Genomic DNA, 15,914 nt, shown 5'->3' with positions numbered 1-15,914 from the left:
TCAATCTGCACGGTAGTCCGGGCTCAGTTGCACCGTCTCGCCAATAATTAGCAAGCCGGGCTGCGGGCCATAGGCTGGCGCAAGCGCCACCAGGTTGCGCAGACTGGTGGCAATCACCGTTTGCGTGGGGCGCGTGCCATCGCGCACGATGGCCGCGGGCGTGTCGGGCGACAGGCCGTGGCTGATGAGCTGATGCGCAATCTGGCTCAACCGCTGCACACCCATGTAGAACACGCGCGTTTGCCCCGGACGCGCCAAAGCGGCCCAGTCGTGCGTGGCGTCGTCATCGGCCAGGTGGCCGGGCAGGAACACACAGCTGCCCGCCAGGTCGCGGTGCGTGAGCGGAATGCCCGCGGCGGCCGAGCAGCCGCTGGCCGCTGTCACGCCCGGCACCACCTCAAAGGCAATGCCCGCGGCCTGCAGGGCCTGCACCTCTTCGCCCCCGCGGCCAAACACATAGGGGTCACCGCCTTTGAGGCGCACCACGCGCCGGCCCTGGCGCGCATGCGCCACCAGCAGGTCGTGGATACCCTCTTGCGGCACCGCATGGTTGCCAAGCGCCTTGCCCACGTAGACGCGCTGCGCGGCGGCCGGAATCAGCGCCAGCACCTCGGGCGAGATCAACCGGTCGTGCACCACCACTTCGGCCTGTTGCAGCCGGTCCAGCGCACGCAGCGTCATCAGGTCGGCCGGGCCGGGGCCTGCACCGACGATGGACACAAAACCCGTCACACCGCTCACTGCGAGGCTTGCACCGCGCCCGCGGCAGGCGCATCCGCACGCTGCAACACCGCCAGCAAGGCTGGGCGCACCCAGCGCTGGAAGCTCAGGCCGCCCACCAGGCCCAGGCTGGCCCAAAACGACAGCGCCACCCAGGTGGTTGCCCAGATGAACTGCACACCGAGCTGCTCCAGCGCGGCATGGGCCTCAGGGCCAAAACCGGCCTGGGGATCACCCTGCAGCTTGGGTGCCCCCACCACAAACGGCAGTGCCAGCAAGGCAGCCGCCACCAGCCAGCGCCAAGAGGCGCGGGCAAAGCCGGCCACCGCGCAAGCACCTGCTGCGCTGCCTACTGCCAGCACCCACCACACCTGGCGGGCCTGCAAGGGCGCGGCTTCCATGCCGGGTACTTCAGCGTGCAAGCCCAGCGATGGCCACAGGTGAAAGCTCAGAAAACCCGCAGCCGTGACCACGCTGGCAAGGCGCAACGATGGCACGGCAGCGCCGCGCTGGTACAGCCACACCCCCATCACCGCGAACGCCAGCAGCGTCATGCTGAGAGCGTGCAGGATGTTGGCCACCCAGGTCCAGCCAATGCGCTCGGCACCGTTCTCGGGTTCCCATTCCTTGGCTGCGCCGTGCTCGTGGTCATGCGCTGCGACACCCTCGGCATGGGTGTGGGTGGCTGTTGCGGCGTCGGCCACAGGTGCCGCAGTTTCGGCTTTTTGCTCTTCATAGACCTCGGCCGCCAAAATCAGTGGGGCGGCCTGCCAGCGTTGCACGCCGGTTTGCACACTGCCCACCACCACGGCGGTGGCCAGTGCCGCCCAGATCAGTCGTTGAAAAATCATGGGGTTCTCCCGTTAAAAAGGCCAACTCAGTGGCAGGGTTTGACGGTGATGTGGCGCACGTCGTGCGCAGCGTTGTGGGCCAGCGGGCTTTCCGCAAACGCCACGCCGTAGAGCACCACCAGGCCCAGCGCCGCAGCGCCCAGCAAGGGGCGCAGCACGGCCAGGGCGGGGTTGTGGGTGGCAGCGGGGCTGTGGGTCAACGTTGTCGGTTCAGTCATAGCAATCTCCTTGGGGTGGGTGGGTAAAAAAATCAAACGTAATGGATTCGGCCGCTCATGTCGAGCCGGGGGCGCTCAGACCTACGGGGGGCAATCGGGCAAGGATACCGCTGCGCAGGCGCTCAGGACGGCTGTTGCGGGCCAAGTTGCCGTCCGCGCTGTGCTTGTGCAGCTGGGCGCAGGCAATCACCTGGGCCGCGGTTTCGTCATCAGAGGCCAGGTCGCCAAAGTAATAAGTGAACTTGCCCTGGGCTTGCAGCGTCACGGTGCAGGCACGAGCGCAACCGCTCATGCAGGCCAGGCCGTGCAGTTTCAGTCCTGTGTGCTGGCCCGTGTCCAGCTCGCAGTTCAGCAGCGCGTCCTGCACGGCTTCAAACAGGGCCAGACCCGCAGCCGGCAGCTCGCGCGAGGCGCCGGGCGGGCGGCAGGTGGTGCAAACAATGATTTCGGTGTCAGACATCGGTAACTTGTGTTTCAGAAAGTTGGGGCCAGGTGGTGCTCGGCACCCCAGCGTGCGGCCCAGGCAGCGCAGCGACCCAGGTTCTTTTTCGGGTCATCAAAATCGACGATCACTAGGTGTTGCGGCGTTTGCGGCGCCTGGGGTTGCTCCAGCGTGCGGCCATCGGTTAACAGCCACAGCCAGCATTCGATCAGGCCCTTTGAGCTGTTCGTGCGCAGCGTGCGCTGCAGCAAGCGGTCGGCCTGGACCAGGGCTTCGGCCAGCGGCGTGCCACCGCCACCGCCCACGGGTCGCAAACGCTGGCTACCCGAGGCGCGCGCGCGGCCCGGGGGCAACAACAGTTCCACGCCCTGCCCGCCAAAACGCAACAGCGCCACATCATCACCCTGGCGCGCGGCCTGTTCGATCATGAAGGCCGCATGGCCCTTGGCCAAGGCGAGGCGGCCACGCTGGCGCATGGAGCCTGAGGTATCGAGCACGATGCAATGCAAGCGGCCAGCGCGCAGCGCAACCAGCTGGTGGCGCAGGTGCGTGCGCTGCAGCGGCGCCGGGCCCTTGGCGACTACGGTGGGCAACCATGCAATGGCGGCGCTGCGCTGCCGTACGTTGGGCGTTGCGGCGGTTGAAGAAAAACTATGGGGTGGTGGAGGCCACCGCCAGCTGCCAGTCCCGTTGCGCGGGCGGCGGCTGGGATGGCCTAGGCTTTTTTTGGCGGCCACCCGGCTATTTTTTGAACCTTGGTGGTGCCTTCGGGCTGGGCGGGCATAGCGCCCCAGTCGCCTTGAGAGGTGGATGCCGTGGGCTTCTGACCCTGCGGGCGCTCAGGGTTTTGTTGTGGTTGCTGGGGTGCGCTCGCGTTGCTGGGCGCTTGCGCTGCACTGCCCTCGGGTCGGCGATGCGCCAGCGCCAGTTCCGCAACAGCGTCCACGTCCGCCACGGTCACTTCACTGCGCCCTTCCAGCGCGGCCAGCGCCCGTGCGGCGCGCAGCATCACCAGATCGGCGCGCATGCCGTCTACACCCGCCGCAATGGCGCAGGCCGCTGCATGGTGCAACACTTCGTCCGACCAGCTCAGGCGCGGTAAGGCTTCGCGTGCGGCGACCAGGGCGGCGCTCAAGGCCCGTTGTTGTTCGGCATGCTGAGCATCCAGCGCAGTGGGGTTTTCATCAAAGCCCAGCCGCGCCCGCAAGATGGCTGTGCGCTGTGCGGCATCTACGGGGTTGGCCAGCGCCACCGAAAGGCCAAAACGGTCCAGCAGCTGCGGGCGCAGCTCACCCTCCTCCGGGTTCATGGTGCCCACCAACACAAAGCGGGCGGCGTGCTGCTGCGAAATCCCATCGCGCTCGACCGTGTTCACCCCGCTGGCGGCCACATCCAGCAGCGCATCCACCAGTGCGTCGGGCAGCAGATTCACCTCGTCCACATAGAGCACACCACCATGGGCACGCGCCACCAGGCCGGGCGCCAGGCGCACCTGGCCGTCGCGCAACACGTCTTCCACATTGAGCGTGCCCACCAGTTGCTCCAGGCTGGCGGCAAGGGGCAAAGTGACGAAGGGCGCACCGGGCAACAGCGCGGCCAGCGCACGCGCCGCCGTGGACTTGGCCGTGCCGCGCGGACCGCTGATCAACACGCCACCAATGCCGGGGTCGATGGCTGCAAGTTGCAATGCGCGCTGCAATTGCGGTTGGCCCACCAGTGCGGTGAACGGAAAGGCCGCACGCGTGGCGGGTTCCAGAGAAATGTTGTCTGTAGAAGTTTTCATACCAAAGGTCCTTCTCCGTGTTCTTCAATGCGGCGCTCCAGCGCCAGCAAATGGTCTTCAATGCGTTCGCGCTGGTCGCCCGGCGCCTCCCACAGGCCGCGCTGCATGGCTTCCAGCAGGCGCTCGCCAATGCTGCGCAGCGCGCCGGGGTTGTGCTGTTGCAGGAACGCGCGATTGGTGTCGTCATGCAAATAGGCGTCAGCCACCAGCGCGTACTGGTGGTCGCCCACCACGCCTGTGGTCGCGTCAAACGCAAACAAATAGTCCACCGTGGCGGCCATCTCAAACGCGCCCTTGTAGCCGTGGCGGCGCACGCCCTCCAGCCACTTGGGGTTGACGGCACGCGAACGCACCACACGCGCCACCTCTTCGCCCAGCGTGCGGATGCGTGGCGCACCCGGCACGCTGAAGTCGCCGTGGTACAGCGCGGCGGGCTCGCCGGTCAGCGCTTCGACCGCCACCGCCATGCCGCCCTGGAACTGGTAGTAGTCGTCCGAATCGAGCACGTCGTGCTCGCGGTTGTCCTGGTTGTGCAGCACCGCGTCCAGCCCGGCGACGCGCTGCTCAAAGCTGCCGCGCGCGGCCACGCCGTGTTCGCCCTGCCCGTAGGCAAAGGCTCCGGCGCGCAAATACGCCTGGGCCAGGTCCGCACCGTCGTTCCAGCGGCCGCTGGCCATGAGTTCTTGCAGACCAGCTCCATAACCACCGGGGCGCGGGCCAAACACGCGCCATGTGGCTTCGCGCTCCGCCGCCTCGGCGCTCAAGCCTTTGGCCTGCGCATCCAACGCCTCGCGCCGCACGCGGGCGCGGATCGGGTTCACCTCGTCGGGTTCATCCTCTTCGCTGATCGCGGCCACCGTGCGCACGGCAGTGTCGAACAAGTCGATCACATTGGGAAACGCATCGCGGAAGAAGCCCGACACGCGCAGTGTCACGTCCACACGCGGCCGGCCCTTCAGGCTCATGGGCAGCACCTCAATGTCCACCACCCGGCTGCTGCCATCGGCCCACTTGGGCCGCACGCCCAGCAGCGCAAAGGCCTGGGCAATGTCCTCGCCGCCCGTGCGCATGGTGCTGGTGCCCCAGACCGACAGGCCCACCTGGCCCGGCATGCAACCATGGTCCTGCAGGTGGCGCTCGATCACGCGCTCGGCCGCAGCCGCACCCATGGCATAGGCGGTTTGTGTGGGCACAGCGCGCGTGTCCACCGAGTAGAAGTTGCGCCCCGTGGGCAGCACATCAGGCCGGCCGCGCGACGGAGCGCCGCTGGGTCCAGCGGGAACGAACTGGCCCGACAAGCCGCGCAGGCATTGCAAAATTTCTTGCGGGCCGCAGGCGTCCAGGCGCGGGCGCAACACGTCGCGCATGCGCTGCAACACTGGGGCGGTGTGCGGCCAAGCTTCGGTAGCGAATGGTTCGTTAGCCACAACATGGTCGATGACCAGTTGCTGCGCCAGCAACTCCAGCCGCTCCCGCGTGTGCCCCGCATGGCGCCAAGCCTCGACACTCACAGCCTGCAAGACGGCGGGGAACGGGCCACTCCAAGGCGCAGCCCACTCCGGGCTCAGCGCGCTAAAGCCGTCCACACCCTCCAGCTGCAAGTCTTTCGCCAAGGCCACCAGCAGGCTACGCTGCCCCGCCGCCGTGCCACCGGGAAAACGTGCCAGAGCCACCAGCGTGTCGATTTGTTGGCGGCCTTGTGGCGAGCTACCGAGGATGTGCAGGCCGTCGCGGATTTGCGATTCCTTGATCTCGCACAGATACGCGTCCAACCGCTGCAGCAGTGCCTCGCGGCCGGCGTCATCGGCGGGTTTGGCAAAGCCCAGGTCGGTGTGCAGGTTCTCCGTCAACACGCGGTCCAGAATGTCCACCCGCAGCCGCTGGGCGCGGCGTGGATCCAAGGAGATGGCCTCGTAGTACTCGTCCATCTGCCGCTCCAGCTTTTGCAGCGAGCCGTAGGTTTCGGCGCGGGTCAGGGCCGGCATCAGGTGGTCGATGATGACGGCCTGGGTGCGGCGCTTGGCCTGGCTGCCCTCGCCGGGGTCGTTGACGATGAAGGGGTACAGGTGCGGCAGCGGGCCCAGGATGGCATCGGGCCAGCAGTTGGCACCCAGCGCCACACTTTTGCCAGGCAGCCACTCCAGATTGCCATGTTTGCCCACATGCACCACGGCATCCACAGCAAACTGGCGGCGCAGCCAGAAGTAGAACGCCAGGTAGTTGTGCGTGGGTACCAGATCGGCGTCGTGGTAGCTGGCCACCAAATCCAGATCACGCCCGCGCGCGGGCTGGTTGCCCACAAATACGTTGCCGTAGCGATGGCCGGACACCATGAAGCGGCCGCTGCGTACCATGGGGTCTTGCTCGGGCGCGCCCCACAGTGCATTCACCGCGTCGCGGTTGGCGGGGTCCAGACGGTTGAAGTCCGCCAGGTAGTCGGCCATGGCCAGGCTCTGGCTGGCGGGACGCATGTCGTTGGCGTCCAGGTTGTTGGTCACGCCGGCCACCAGCGCGGCCATCAGCGTGTCGCTGCTTTCGGGCAAGGCGCCCGTCGCGTAGCCCTCGCCCTGCATGGCGTGCAGCAAGGCCACCGTGGAGGCCGGCGTGTCCAGGCCCACACCGTTGGCCAGGCGGGAATCGTCATTCGGGTAGTTGGCCAGGACCAGCGCCACGCGTTTGTCGGCATTCGGCTTGTCACGCAGCACGCACCAGCGGCGCGCCAACTCGGCCACAAAGGCCATGCGCTCGGGCTCGGGCTGGTAGCGCACCACGTCTACCTCGGTGCGCTCACAGCGCCAGGCCAGGCCCTTGAAGCTAATGGCGCGTGTGCCGATGCGGCCATCCACCTCGGGCAGCACCACCTGCATGGCCAGGTCGCGTGGTGCCAGGCCGTGCGGATCGGCTGCCCATTGCTCTTGTGCGCAACCGGCGGTGATGAGTTGCAGCACCGGGGCATCGCCGGCCAGCCGTTCCATCTGTGCGCCATCCACGCTGTCCACGTCGTCGCCATCGAGGGCAGTGATCGCGAAGCTGGTGGCGTTCAACACCACGCCCACACTGTGCTGCGCAGCCAGGGACTGCAACAGCGCCAGGCTGGCGGGGTTCTTGAGCGAATCTACGGCCACAGCCACAGTGTTGAGCCCCACTGCGTTGAGTGCGGCCAGCATCGCGTCAAACACCGCCGTGTTACCAGCCTGCAGATGGGCGCGATAGAACACCAGCAGCGCGGCGGGGGCTCCGTCCAGCCAGGCTTGGGGCGCAGGCGGCTGGTAAACCATGGCCGGTGGCAGCGCAACAGGCGGCGCAGGCCGAGCCCCCAAGCCAAACGCGCTTTGACCTATCAATTCAAAAAAGTTACGCGCATTGTCACGGCCACCTTCGCGCAGGCAGCGCCAGAGCTGACGGCAGTCCTCGTGCGGGGCGGTGCTGCGCAACAGCAGTTGCAGGTCTTCACTCGCGTCACCCGAGAACAGGGCCAACCACTGGCCACGCTCGCGCGCCAGTTCGCGCACACGCTCCACCACATAGGCCCAGTCGCTGGCGGCACCCAGGTGGTCAATCACCACCACGCGCGCATGCTGCAGCACCTCGTCCACATACATATCCGCCGACGCGGGCTGGCGCAGCCACATGAGGTTCGCCAGGCGGACCGTGGGAAAGCCTTCGGGCAATACACCCGCTGCATCGGCCAGCAAAGACAGCGTGGTGTCTGCCGCGCTGAGCACGACGATGTCACCCGGCGTTTGCTCCACGCGCACCACGCCCTGGCCACCGTCTTCAACGTGGCCGCCGGGGCGGGTGGAGAGCAAATGCATGGTTAACTTTCGCGATAGTTATGCGGCAACGGGAGTTGACAATGCAGCACTGAGTTCAGCCTGCAACACAGCCGCATCGAGCTCGGAGCCAATCAGCACCAGACGCGATTGGCGCGCTTCATCGGCGCGCCAGGCGCGGTCAAAGTAACTGTCAAAACGGCTGCCCACGCCCTGCACCACCAGGCGCATGGCCACGCCGGGCAAGGCCACGAAGCCCTTGGCGCGGTAGATCTCATGGCGGCCCACCACATCGCGCAGCGCAGCCAGCAACGCATCGCGGCTGGTCACATCCAACGCCACCTGCACCGAGTCAAAGGCGTCGTGGTCGTGGTCTTCTTCCTCGTCGTGGTGGGTCTTGCGCTGGTCGATCTGGTCTTCCACTGCGCGCTGCAGGCCCAGCAACACACCAATGTCGATGCGGCCATGCTGTGCATGTACCAGCTTCACGCCGGGCAAGGTCTCGGCGCGGATGGCGGCTTCCACGCCCACCAATTCTTCGGCCGTCAGACCATCCGTCTTGTGCACGATCACCAGGTCGGCCGTGGCCAACTGGTCTTCAAACAGCTCATGCAGCGGCGAGTCGTGGTCCAGGTTGTCATCCGCGCGGCGCTGGGCGTCCACGGCCACGGGGTCGTCGGCAAAGTCACCAGCCGCCACGGCGGGTGCGTCCACCACGGTCACCACCGCATCCACGGTGAAGGTGTTGCGCAGCGCGGGCCACTGGAAGGCCTGCACCAGCGGCTTGGGCAGCGCCAAGCCCGAGGTTTCGATGATCAGGTGGTCGATCTGGTCGCGGCGCTTGGCCAACTGCTCCATCACGGGCGCGAACTCTTCCTGCACCGTGCAACACAGGCAGCCGTTGGCCAGTTCGTACAACTGGCCGTTTTCTTCACCGTTCTCGTCGCAGCCAATGCCACAGCCGCGCAGCAGTTCGCCGTCGATGCCGAGCTCGCCAAACTCGTTGACGATGACCGCGATGCGGCGGCCTTGTGCGTTAGCCAACAGGTGGCGCAAGAGCGTGGTCTTGCCGCTGCCCAGGAAGCCGGTGACGATGGTGGCGGGGATTTTTCGGGTTTGCATTCGAGGGTCCTTCAAGAAAATTTAACGGGGCGGCAGTGCTTTGAGGCACTCCACCAGCATTTGCGCGGCCTCACCCAGGCGCGGGCCAGGGCGTGACAGCAGGTCCATACGTTCGGTATCCAGCAGGCACAGCTGCTGCTGGCGCACGGCCGGCAACGCACTCCAGCCAGGGCGGTCCGTCAGGTTGGCCAACGTGGCGCGCGGGCCAATGATCAGGTCGGGCGGGCGGCGGAGCAGCAGTTCGGGGTTGACCTTGGGGAACAAGCCCAACTCACCGCTCACCACATTAACCAAACCCAGCTTGGCCACAGTCTCGCCAATAAAACTTTTCTCGCTCGCAGCGGACGCCCCCGCCCCCACTTCTACATAGACGGTGCGCCCACGCAAGGCAGCGGGCATCCGGCCCGCGGCGGCATCCAGCTCGCCATCGATGCGAGCAATAAGCTCGGTAGCGCGGGCGGGTTCACCCAGCGTCTCACCCAGTTTCACCAGCATGCGTTTCAAGTCGGCATGGGTGCGCGCGTCCAGCATCATCACCGGCACACCCAGCGCCTGCAGGCGCTCTCCCGCACGGCTGCGCGGCCCGAGCAAAACCAGGTTGGGCCGCAGCGTCACGATGCGCTCGATCTGCGCGTCTTCCAAGCCGCCCACCTTGGGCAGCGCCAGCACAGAAGCGGGCCAGGTGGAGTGCCGATCGGTGCCCACCAACTGCGCGCAGTGGCCCAGCGCGCACACCGCCTCGGTCAGCGAGGGGGCGAGCGTGACGATGCGAAACACGGGCTGCGCTTGCGCCATGGCTACGCTGGATATAAAACCCAGCACCGCAGCAAGAAGGACAAAAAATGCGCGCAAAGCTTCAGTCCTCAATGCCACGCTGTGCAGGCACGCCCGCTTTGAAATGGTGCTTGACCAGCGTCATCTCGGTCACCGTATCCGCCAGGTCCACCAGCTCGCCCGGTGCATTGCGGCCAGTCAACACCACATGCACATGCGGCGGGCGCTCGCGCAGGCAGGTGAGGATGGTCTCCAGCGGAATCCAGCCGTAGCGCAGCGGGTACATGATTTCGTCCAGCACTACCATGAAGTGTTCACCCGCGCGAATCGTCGCCTCGGCCTTGGCCCAGCCGTCCAGCGCCAGTTGCGCGGAATGGTCCAGGTCCTTGCTCTTCCAGCTGAAACCATCGCCCAGGCCTTCGATGGGAATGCCCAGTTGCTCAAACAAGCGGTGTTCGCCAAAGCGTGCGCTGGGCACCTTCATGAACTGGTAGACCTTGACGGCCTTGCCGCGGCCATGTGCGCGCAGGGCCAGGCCAAATGCGGCCGTGCTTTTGCCCTTGCCGTGGCCGGTGTTGACCATGATGAGGCCGCGGCGTTCCGCCGTGGGGACGACACGTTCGTAATCGACGGGTGGAGTTTCAATTTGCATGGGAGCCCTCTTGGGGGGTTGGGTAACTTTGGGCAGCGCAATCCACTGCCCCTGTACGGGGTGGACGGCAATACGTCCGTCGAATACATCTTCCATGGCGCGGTGCGTGGCCAGGTCGGAGCAGGCGCCTTGGTGGGTCACGCGGCCTGCGGCCATGACGACCATAGAGTCGGCCTGCAGCGCCATGGTGATCTCATGCAACACGCTGACCACGGTTTTGCCCTCGGCCACCAGTGCACGCACCACGTCCAGCCAGTCGGCTTGGTGCGGCGGGTCCAGGTTGGCCAGCGGTTCGTCCATCAGCAGCACCTGGGCCTGCACCGCCAAGGCCCGGGCCAGCAACACGCGCTGGCGTTCGCCGCCGGACAATTGACCGAGCGCTCGCTGGCGCCAGTCCCAGGCGCGGGTGGCGCGCAGGGCTTGTTCTACGGCCGCATGGTCGGCCGCACTGGGCGGTGCCAGCCAGGCCTGGTGCGGCAGGCGGCCCAGCATGGCCACGTCCCACACGGTTAAATCGTCGGCCGAAGTTTCGTTTTGGCCCAACCAGGCCAGTTGCCGCGCGCGCTCGCGGTGCGGCAGGCTCAACAGCGGCTGGCCCAGCAAACTGACGCTGCCGCTGTGCGGCAACACGCCGGCCAGGCACTTGAGCAAAGTGGACTTGCCCGCGCCGTTGGGCCCCACGATGCTGGTCCACTGCCCGGCCGCAAGGTCCAGGCTGATACCGTGCAGGATGGGCTGTTTTTGCAAGCCATTTCCGAGGCTAGCCCCTATGGAATCTGCGCGAATAGCTATGGTTTTAGTAGCGATCGTCATGCCGCACGCCCTCCACCCAGGCTGCTGCTGCGGTGCATCAGCCACAGCAAGTAGCCGCCCCCCAGCACCGCGGTGAGCATGCCCACGGGCAACTCCTGCGGTGCAATCAGCCCGCGCGCCAGCGTGTCGGCTGCCATCAGTAGCACGCCCCCCATGAGGCTAGAGAGCAGCATCAGGTGCGCATGGGTGGTCTTCACCACCGAGCGCACCAAGTGCGGCGCGGCCAGACCTACAAAGGCAATGAGCCCGGTTTGCGCCACTGCGGTGCCCGTGGCCAGCGCCAGCACCACCACCAGCGCCGCGCGCATGGGCGCCACGGGTAGCCCCAGGCTAATGGCGGTGGCGTCGCCCAAACTCAAACCATCGAGCACGCGCGCCAGCAGCCAGGCCGCCAACACACACACGGCCCACACGCTGGCCATGAGCACACACGAGGTCCAGCCCACAAAGGCCGTGGAACCCAGCATGAAGGCCTGCATGGCCTGTAGCGATTCGGGCGAGAACAGCAGCACCAGGTGCGTCATGGCGCCCAGCACCACGCCCACCACCACACCAGCCAGCAGCAGGCGCAGCGTGTGGCCCACGCCGCGCGACAGCACCAGCGTAAGCATCACCGCGAACACCGCGCCTAGAAACGCCGCACCGGTGAGCCCCAGGCGCACCCACAGGCTGCTGGAGAACACGCTGACCGCCACGCCACCGCTCATCATGCTTCCGCCCAGCATGCCGGCGCCGCCACCCAACGCGGCCAGCGCGAGCGCCACACCCAGCGAGGCGCCCGAGGCGCTGCCCAACAAATACGGATCAGCCAGCGGATTGCGAAACAAGCCCTGTGCTACCGCACCGGCCAGGCCCAGCAAGGCGCCTGCTGCCCAGGCCCCCAGCGTGCGCGGCAGGCGAATCTGCCAGACGATCTGCTGTGCCATGGCGGTTTGCTGCGGGTCCTGCGCAGGGTTGAGCAGCGGCCCGAGCAGGTTCTCCAGCCCGGCGCTGCCTACGCAAATACCGAGTGCAACCAAAGCCACTGCGCCCAGCACGCCCGCCCAGACCAACCAGAAGACGCGCCTTGGCATCATGGTTTGGCTCCTGGGGCTTTTGTGCTCAAGCACTTCGCCATCAGGCGTGCACCTTCGGCCATGCGTGGACCGGGGCGTACCAGCATGTCGGCCTCATCGGGCGGGAAGATGCAGACCCGCTGCTCACGCAGTGCCCGAATGCTCTGCCAGCCCGGCCGAGTCGTCAGGCCGTCGGCGCTGCGCTGGCCGATCATGATGAGGTCAGGGTTGGCGCGCACGATGTACTCGGGGTTGAGTTTGGGGAAGGGGCCGAGGTTGGCGGGGACGATGTTTTTGGCGCCCAGGCGCGTCAACGTTTCGCCGATGAATGACGACTCGCCCGCCGCATACGGCCCCTGGTTCACTTCAAAGTAGACCTTCACAGTGCGCACGCTGGTAGGCAGCGACTGGGCCGCGGCCGCGACGCCCGCATCAATCGCACGCCAGATACGTGCGGCATCGGGCACCTCCAGCAACTGACCCAGCTTGAGCATCACGCGCTGCACATCGGCATGGCGCTTGGGTTCCAGCGCGATGACTTTGATGCCCAGCGCCTGCAGCCGCTCGCCCGCGCGCGACGAGGTGGCCATCAGCACCACATCGGGCTTGAGGGCGACGATCATCTCGATGTTCGGGTCCAGCCCACCACCAACCTGCGGCAGCTTTTGCACGCTGGCCGGGAAGTTGGAATAGCGGTCCACGCCGACCAGACGATGGCACTGGCCGAGTTCACACACGGTCGTTTTGCTCCGTGTCCCCCGCCCGCTTTGCGGGCTCCTCCTTGACCTGCGCAAAACGCAGTGGCGCTTCGCCGCTTCGCAGTGCGCGACGTCGAAAGAGGTTGGCAAGTGGGTGCTGCGTCATGGCGCATCCTTCAACGTCAGTGGGAGGCCCGCTGCCATCAGCGTCACGCGCTGACACGCGGCGGCCACATCCTGGTTCAATTTGCCCAGCGTATCCACAAAGGCGCGCACCTCACGCCCCATGGGGATCACTCCCAGGCCAATCTCGTTGCCCACCAGCACCACGGGGCCTGGGGCTTGAGAAATTGCTATCAAAAGAGAAGCTGCTAGCGCACTGTTTACGGGGGGTAGAGGCCTATCTTCTTCAGAATCCGCAGGCATCAGCCGGTTGGTCAGCCACAGCGTGAGGCAGTCCACCACCACCAAGGTGTCAGGCTGGCTTTGCATTTGAATCGCCTCGGCCAGCGCCAACGGCTCCTCCACCGTGGCCATCCCCGGCACGCGTTCAGCACGGTCTGCCTGATGGCGGGCGATGCGCTGGCGCATCTCGTCGTCCCAGGGCTGGGCGGTGGCAATCAGCACGGCGCGGTGGCCCAATCTCTGGTCCAGCCATTCGCGCGCGAGCAGCTCGGCGCGGCGCGACTTGCCACTTTTCTGGCCGCCCAGGATCAGCTCACTTTTCGCAATCGTCATCGTGCTCATGGCTGGAATGCTCCGGCTTGGTCTGCGTCCATCCATTGCAGGATGATCTGGTGCATCTTGGCCACGCCATCGGTCAGCGCGGCGGGGCCGGGTTGCAGGATGTCGGGGGACTTGATCTCGAACAACTGGTTGTGGTGCACGGCGTTGACCACGCCCCATCCCTCACGCGCCACCACGTTCTCGGGCCGAAATTTCTTTCCGCACCAGGAACCCAGAATGATGTCGGGGTTGCGACGGACGATCTCGGCACCGTCCGTAATGATGCGGTTCTTGCCCAGCGACTCTTGCGCCAGCTCGGGAAAACAATCGTCGCCCCCCGCAATGCCCATCAGCTCCGACACCCAGCGGATGGCGCTGATGTGGGGCGTGTCCCACTCTTCAAAAAACACCTTGGGCCGCCGCGCACCGCTAGCCACCTTGGCGGCAACCGCTGCCTGCATGGCACGCAAGTCCGCTTGCATCTGTGCAATGCGCTGTACGCCCTGCTCCGCCGCGCCCACCATGGCGGCCAGCTGGAACAGCATGGAAAAAATCTCCACCACGCTGCGCTGGTTGAAAACGGTGACCTGCACGCCACGCTTGACCAGGTCGGCCGCAATGTCGGCCTGCAGATCGGAGAAGCCCAACACGCAGTCAGGCTGCAGCTCCATGATCTTGTCCAGCTTGGCACTCAGAAAGGCGCTGACACGCGGCTTCTCGTCCCGCGCACGCTTGGGCCGGACGGTGTAGCCCGAGATACCCACAATGCGCGCCTCCTGGCCCAGCAGGTACAGCCACTCGGTGGTCTCCTCGGTCAGGCAGACGATGCGCTGGGGACCGGGCTGAAAGTGCAGTAGGTCCGTCATGCAGCCACCTCTACGGATGCAGTGAACAGCTCCACCACCGCGTCGTGGCAGGACGGGAACCAAGCGTGGAAGTAGCTGGCGCGCACGCTACCCATTTGCCACACTGCTTCACCGGCATCGTCAGACGGCTCCATGTTCGGGCGCGAGGTACGAACCATGGCCTGCAGCGGCGTGGCAGTGGTCGAGTAATGGAAGGTATGGCCGCGCAATGTGCCGCCTTCCATCGCCAACTGCTGCGGCCCCAGGCCCGCCAGCAGCTTTTGCATGGTTACCTCGCCAGGCAGCACACCCCACTGCGCATGGCGCTCGCCGTCCAGCGTGACCAGCGTGTCAAACAGCGCCATCATGCCGCCGCATTCCGCCCAAACAGGCTTGCCCGCGGCGATGTGCGCGGCCAGGCTGTTCTTGAAGTCGGTGTTAGCGGCAATCGTCTCCGCATGCAACTCAGGGTAACCGCCGGGAATCCACAGGGCGTCGCACGCAGGCAGCGCCACGTCGGCCAGCGGCGAGAAAAACACCAGCTCGGCCCCAAGCGCGCGCAGCGTGTCGAGGTTGGCCGCGTAGATAAAACAGAAGGCAGCGTCGCGTGCAACCGCAACCGTCTTGCCATGCAACGTAGGGCGTTGGGGAGGCAGAGCGTTCTGCGCAGGTAAAGGAGGAGACCGCAAAGCGGTCGGGGGACACGGAGCAGAACGCTCTGCCTCCCCGGCGCCTTGCCCATGCTCTGGTGCCGCAAACTCCACCGCCCAACGCTGCAAGTCTTCCAAGCTCATCTGGCCCAGTGGCGTAGTGGCCAGCGCATCGGCGGCCGCATCCAGCCGCTCCATGCCATCCACCACTTCAGTCGCCACCGTCAGGCCCAAGTGGCGCTTGGGCAAAGCCAAGGCCGCATTGCGCAACACCGCACCCAACCATTGGTCCTCTGCCACGCTAGCCTGCAACATGCCCGCATGGCGCGCATTGGCCACGCGATTCGCCAGCACACCGGCCCAGGGCATGTGGGGCCGATAGTGCTGCAAACCAAAGGCCAGCGCGCCAAAAGTGCCCACCATGCCTGAGGCATCCACCACCGCCAGCACCGGCAGACCAAAGCGCTGCGCCAGATCGGCCGCGCTGGGCTCGCCGTCAAACAGACCCATCACGCCTTCCACAATGATCAGGTCCGCCTCCAGCGCCGCCGCATGCAGGCGCGCACGGCAATCGGCCTCACCGGTCATCCACAAATCCATCTGGTACACCGGCGCGCCGCTGGCCAGCGCGTGCCAGCAGGGGTCCAGAAAGTCCGGCCCGCACTTGAACACCCGCACGCGCCGCCCCTGGCGCGTGTGCAGCCGCGCCAGCGCCGACGTAACCGTCGTCTTGCCCTGCCCGGAGGCGGGCGCGGCAATCAGAATGGCGGGGCAAGTGGCGGTGGCGTGCAT

At 66.2% G+C, this 15,914-nt stretch carries 14 protein-coding genes and 2 pseudogenes; all 16 read right to left on the bottom strand.

Translation table 11 applies throughout. From position 1 onward, the window contains the following. Positions 1-732 carry a uroporphyrinogen-III C-methyltransferase gene (gene cobA / locus AC1DZ5_RS08070; protein ID WP_477887850.1) on the bottom strand — a complete coding sequence of 244 codons (732 nt, stop codon included), beginning with the start codon at positions 730-732 and terminating at the stop codon, positions 1-3. Positions 733-737: 5 nt separating this feature from the next. Further along, positions 738-1,571: a CbtA family protein gene (locus AC1DZ5_RS08065; RefSeq protein ID WP_477887848.1), complete on the bottom strand. Its 834-nt coding sequence runs from the start codon at positions 1,569-1,571 to the stop codon at positions 738-740. A 26-nt stretch (positions 1,572-1,597) separates the two neighbouring features. Further along, complete coding sequence (locus AC1DZ5_RS08060) at positions 1,598-1,789, bottom strand: CbtB domain-containing protein (protein WP_477887846.1); 192 nt, start codon at positions 1,787-1,789, stop codon at positions 1,598-1,600. 55 nt (positions 1,790-1,844) lie between these two features. Continuing rightward, complete coding sequence (locus AC1DZ5_RS08055; protein ID WP_477887844.1) at positions 1,845-2,249, bottom strand: DUF1636 family protein; 405 nt, start codon at positions 2,247-2,249, stop codon at positions 1,845-1,847. A gap of 14 nt (positions 2,250-2,263) precedes the next feature. Next, on the bottom strand, positions 2,264-2,824 hold the full coding sequence (locus tag AC1DZ5_RS08050; protein WP_477887842.1) for a vWA domain-containing protein: 561 nt from the start codon (positions 2,822-2,824) through the stop codon (positions 2,264-2,266). A 122-nt stretch (positions 2,825-2,946) separates the two neighbouring features. After that, positions 2,947-4,014, bottom strand: coding sequence for a magnesium chelatase ATPase subunit I (locus tag AC1DZ5_RS08045; RefSeq protein WP_477887840.1), 1,068 nt, complete (start codon positions 4,012-4,014; stop codon positions 2,947-2,949). Next, entirely contained in the window at positions 4,011-7,829 is a 3,819-nt protein-coding gene (gene cobN / locus AC1DZ5_RS08040; protein WP_477887837.1) for a cobaltochelatase subunit CobN, read from the bottom strand. The genes AC1DZ5_RS08045 and cobN overlap by 4 nt, the downstream gene beginning before the upstream one ends. Before the next feature lie 18 nt (positions 7,830-7,847). Beyond that, positions 7,848-8,909, bottom strand: a complete 1,062-nt coding sequence (cobW, locus tag AC1DZ5_RS08035) for a cobalamin biosynthesis protein CobW (protein WP_477887835.1) — start codon at positions 8,907-8,909, stop codon at positions 7,848-7,850. A gap of 21 nt (positions 8,910-8,930) precedes the next feature. Continuing rightward, entirely contained in the window at positions 8,931-9,761 is an 831-nt protein-coding gene (locus AC1DZ5_RS08030) for an ABC transporter substrate-binding protein (RefSeq protein WP_477887833.1), read from the bottom strand. 4 nt (positions 9,762-9,765) lie between these two features. Continuing rightward, entirely contained in the window at positions 9,766-10,335 is a 570-nt protein-coding gene (gene cobO, locus AC1DZ5_RS08025) for a cob(I)yrinic acid a,c-diamide adenosyltransferase (protein WP_477888336.1), read from the bottom strand. Between the two features lie 24 nt (positions 10,336-10,359). Then, positions 10,360-11,148, bottom strand: a pseudogene (locus tag AC1DZ5_RS08020) (ABC transporter ATP-binding protein); the annotation flags it as partial. Then, entirely contained in the window at positions 11,145-12,224 is a 1,080-nt protein-coding gene (locus tag AC1DZ5_RS08015) for a FecCD family ABC transporter permease (protein WP_477887831.1), read from the bottom strand. The gene AC1DZ5_RS08015 and the pseudogene AC1DZ5_RS08020, both read right to left, overlap by 4 nt. Further along, positions 12,221-12,943 (bottom strand): annotated as a pseudogene (locus AC1DZ5_RS08010) (ABC transporter substrate-binding protein); the annotation flags it as partial. The pseudogene AC1DZ5_RS08010 and the gene AC1DZ5_RS08015, both read right to left, overlap by 4 nt. Before the next feature lie 120 nt (positions 12,944-13,063). After that, positions 13,064-13,648, bottom strand: coding sequence for a bifunctional adenosylcobinamide kinase/adenosylcobinamide-phosphate guanylyltransferase (locus AC1DZ5_RS08005; RefSeq protein ID WP_477887829.1), 585 nt, complete (start codon positions 13,646-13,648; stop codon positions 13,064-13,066). Then, positions 13,645-14,493 carry an ABC transporter substrate-binding protein gene (locus tag AC1DZ5_RS08000; protein ID WP_477887827.1) on the bottom strand — a complete coding sequence of 283 codons (849 nt, stop codon included), beginning with the start codon at positions 14,491-14,493 and terminating at the stop codon, positions 13,645-13,647. Before AC1DZ5_RS08000 ends, AC1DZ5_RS08005 begins: the two co-directional genes overlap by 4 nt. Beyond that, the gene (locus AC1DZ5_RS07995) at positions 14,490-15,914 is read right to left on the bottom strand and encodes a cobyrinate a,c-diamide synthase (protein ID WP_477887825.1); all 1,425 of its coding nucleotides are present in this window, start codon (positions 15,912-15,914) and stop codon (positions 14,490-14,492) included. The genes AC1DZ5_RS08000 and AC1DZ5_RS07995 overlap by 4 nt, the downstream gene beginning before the upstream one ends.

The organism is Rhodoferax sp. P1_F3, from assembly GCF_056405715.1.
The sequence above is the reverse complement of the archived record's forward strand: the minus strand, read 5'-3'. Positions and strand labels throughout refer to the sequence as shown.